Annotated in this window: 5 protein-coding genes; 2 read left to right on the forward strand and 3 right to left on the reverse strand. The window is 70.4% G+C overall.

Annotation, left to right across the window (positions count from 1 at the left end; genetic code table 11):
• Window positions 1-3: 3 nt before the first annotated feature.
• Together AC1DO7_RS40410 and AC1DO7_RS40415 are read left to right on the forward strand one after the other, a co-directional pair.
• Window positions 4-870, forward strand: coding sequence for a class I SAM-dependent methyltransferase (locus tag AC1DO7_RS40410; protein ID WP_477117503.1), 867 nt, complete (start codon window positions 4-6; stop codon window positions 868-870).
• A gap of 102 nt (window positions 871-972) precedes the next feature.
• The gene (locus tag AC1DO7_RS40415; RefSeq protein WP_441615537.1) at window positions 973-1,455 is read left to right on the forward strand and encodes a hypothetical protein; all 483 of its coding nucleotides are present in this window, start codon (window positions 973-975) and stop codon (window positions 1,453-1,455) included.
• Between the two features lie 56 nt (window positions 1,456-1,511).
• On the opposite strand, the gene AC1DO7_RS40420 is transcribed toward AC1DO7_RS40415, so the two are convergent.
• From AC1DO7_RS40420 to ygfZ, 3 genes are all read right to left on the reverse strand, one after another.
• Complete coding sequence (locus AC1DO7_RS40420; RefSeq protein WP_441615539.1) at window positions 1,512-2,336, reverse strand: NRDE family protein; 825 nt, start codon at window positions 2,334-2,336, stop codon at window positions 1,512-1,514.
• A gap of 123 nt (window positions 2,337-2,459) precedes the next feature.
• Window positions 2,460-2,750 (reverse strand): DUF4936 family protein, encoded by a 291-nt coding sequence (locus AC1DO7_RS40425; protein ID WP_441615541.1) that lies wholly within the window; start codon window positions 2,748-2,750, stop codon window positions 2,460-2,462.
• 29 nt (window positions 2,751-2,779) lie between these two features.
• A partial coding sequence (ygfZ, locus tag AC1DO7_RS40430) for a CAF17-like 4Fe-4S cluster assembly/insertion protein YgfZ (protein WP_477117502.1) occupies window positions 2,780-3,322 on the reverse strand: 543 nt, incomplete at its 5' end.

Consider the following 3,322-nt stretch of genomic DNA (forward strand, 5'->3'; position numbering starts at 1 on the left):
GTCATGCAGCAGGCTGATGATGAGCAGGGAAGGCTCTGGAACGGTCACGCCGGGCGCGCCTGGGTCGAGGCGCAGGCATCGCTGGACGCTATGTTCAGGCCGTTCGAAGACCTGCTCGTCGAAGAAGCCGCCTCGGCCGGAACCGCAGGCCGGGTGCTCGACGTGGGCTGCGGCACGGGCAGCACGACGCTCGCCGTTGCGCGGCTGCGCGGCGCAACGGCCCGCTGCACCGGCATCGACATTTCGCAGCCGATGATCGCCGCCGCGCGGGCCCGCGCCGCACGGGAAGGCATGCCGGCAAGCTTCATCTGCGCCAACGCGCAGGTCCACGCCTTCGAGCCGGCAAGCTTCGACATGATCATTTCGCGCTTCGGCGTCATGTTCTTCGATGACGCGGTCCGGGCCTTTGCCAACCTGCGGCGAGCCGCGCGGGACGACGCCGGGCTGCGGTTCGTCGCCTGGCGGAGCGCCGCGGAGAATCCGTTCATGACGACGGCCGAGCGCGCCGCGGCACCGCTTTTGCCGAACCTTCCCGCCCGCCGGCCGGGCGCGCCGGGACAGTTCGCCTTCGCCGACCAGCACCGGATCTGCGCCATCCTGGCGCAGAGCGGCTGGGCCGGGATCGATGTCCGTCCGATCGATGTGGCCTGCACCCTGCCCGAGAACGAGCTGGTCGGCTACCTGACCCGGCTCGGTCCCGTTGGCCTGATCCTGCAAGAGGCGGACCAACGCACCCGCACGCAGGTCATCGAAACCGTCCGCGCCGCCTTCGCGCCTTATGTGCATGGCGCCGAAGTCCGCTTTACCGCTGCCTGCTGGATGGTCGGTGCCCGCGCGCCGTCCGCGCCAGCGGCCGTTGCTGGCGCCTAGTACCTGGTACCAGCTACGAAGCGGCGGCGCGCGGGGCGGTATCATCGCGGTCTTTGATTTCTTGCCGCCCGCCTTGCGGTGGCGCCCGCTTCCGTCCACGCCATGCCAGAGAACCGTTCCCGCCTGCTCCAGGCCCTCGCCGATGCCATTCCCGCCCTCGAATCCGCCGCGGCGCCAGTCGGCGATCCGCCGGCCGGCGAGGCCCTGTTGTCAGCCTGGCTCCATCCCTGGCTGGCGGGACATTGYCTGGCGCAGGTGGACTGGCGCGAGTTCAGCACGCATGGCGCCCAGGTCGTGGCCGCGCTCGCGGTGCTGCGCGCTGCCGGCGTGCGCGCCATCGATGTCGACGATCTCTACGACGAAGACGGCATTCCGCTCGGTGGCGACGACAATGATTTCGATATGGAGCCCGCGGCCCTCTACCTGAGCCATGTCAACCGCGAGCTGGCGCCGCACGGCATGCAACTGCTGGAGATCGGGGGCTTCGACGATGCGTGGCTGCTGGCCGTGCGCAACGACCCCGGCGCGATCCGCGCGCTCGACGCTGCGCTGCGGCCGCTGGCACTGCAGGCGCGGCAGTACTGAGGGTTCCGGCGCCGGCCGGCAGGCAGGGAGTGGCGCCGCAGGCCGGCGCTCGCGTCTCAGGGCGCGGGTACCTGGCCCGCGTCGCGCGCCACGCGCAGGTGGCCGCGGTAAGAGACTTCGCCAGTGCGGCCGCTGGCATCGAAGCTACGTTCGTTGAGCTCGAAGCGGCCGTCGTGGCGCACCCGCAGCACAGTGCTGGCGCGCGTGCCGTAGCTGGGCGAGCGGATAAACGCCGACGAGAGCACCTTTTCCCATTCCGGCGTCACCCCGGTACGGGGGAGTTCGAAATCCAGCGCCTGGCGCGTGTCGGCCAGCAGGTCGAAGTAGGGATCGGCGCTGGCGCCGATCTGGCCGGTATCGGCCGCCAGCGTTTCCGCCAGCGCGCCGACTCGGCTGACCACCTTGGGCCAGGGGGTGTCCAGCAAGGCGTTGGACAAGCCGTACAGGCCCGCCTTCARCCGTTGCGGATAGGGCGCCGTGCCGCGGTTGCTGTACCACCAGAGCTCGCGCAGGTCGCTCGCCAGCAGGTTGAAGCCGTTGTACGCGCCGGCGCGCGGCTTCAGCCCGGACAGGTAGCTATGGGGATCGTCCTCGCCGCGCAGGAATCCGGCCACCAGTTCGCCGCGCGAGCGGGCCTCGGTGCGCTTCTCGGACGGCGCGCGGTAGTTGGTCAGGGCCGCGAAACGGCCGTCGCCGGCCAGCCCCATCCACGTGCCCGGCTCGCCGATCACCTCAGCCAGGTCGCGACCCGCCAGCACCTGCGGGGCATCTTCCCACCAGTGCACCGGCGCCGCGGGGCGGGCGTAGAACTCGTCGCGGTTGCCGGCCACCACCAGGGCATAGTCGGGGTGGGATTGCCAGGCCACCAGAATCAGGCACATAGTGCTTCCTTTACTGCATTTGCTGCATTCACTGCGATCACAATATCCATGGCGCGCGCGCTGCAGGTGCGCCGCACGTCCACTGCGTATCCGGTTTGCGCTGCGCCGCGCGGCGAGGCCGGCTCAGAGCTGGTCCAGGTCGACAAACCGCTCGACCTGCCGCTCGCCGCTGACGAAGCGCTGCAGGCCGCTCTGCCGCCACAGCCCGTCGAGCAGGATGTCGAAGGCGGGCGGCACGTCGGCATAGGCTTCCATCCAGGTCTGCATGCCGTCGCGCGTCTCGGGCCTGCGTAAGAGCGTACCACCAATTCCGCCCGCCTCGGCAACGGTCTCCATCCAGCGGTGCCAGTGCGGCAGCGCTTGCTCGGCCAGGGTTTCCGGCACCCGGAAATAGACGTAAAGGTGATCGCTCATGACTGCCTCTCGCTCGCGCCGGCGGATGCTCAGGCCGCTTCGCCGAATGGTACCGCGTAGGGCAACTCGCCCGGCCGCACCGGGCTGCCCGTGGCGCTGCCCAGGTGCAAGGCCCCGCCGGCGGCATCGATCTTCAGCTCGGCGAGTCCGTCCCAGCCGCCTTGCGGCGCGGCGGCTGCATTCACCACCATGCCGCAGGGCTGGCCGGGGTCTTCGGGGCGGAAGATCTCGGTGGCCGCGGCCGGCACTTCGCCTTCGCCGTGGATCAGCCACATGCGGCGCTTGAGCGTGCCGCGGTACTGGCTGCGCGCGACGATCTCCTGGCCGGGGTAGCAGCCCTTGCGGAAGCTGACGCCGCCCACCAGTTCCAGGTTGATCATCTGCGGGACGAACTGTTCCTGCGTGGCGGCGGCGATGCGCGGCACGCCCGACTGCACGTCCAGCCAGTCCCACACGGCAGCATCCGCCGGCTGCAGGGTGGCCGACAGCGCGGCCTGCATCTGCGGCGCCTGTTCGGCCGGCAAGGCGATCTGCCAGCGCGGCAGGCCGGCAGCATCCGGCAGGCGGATCAC

Source organism: Cupriavidus sp. 05N40, assembly GCF_056397305.1.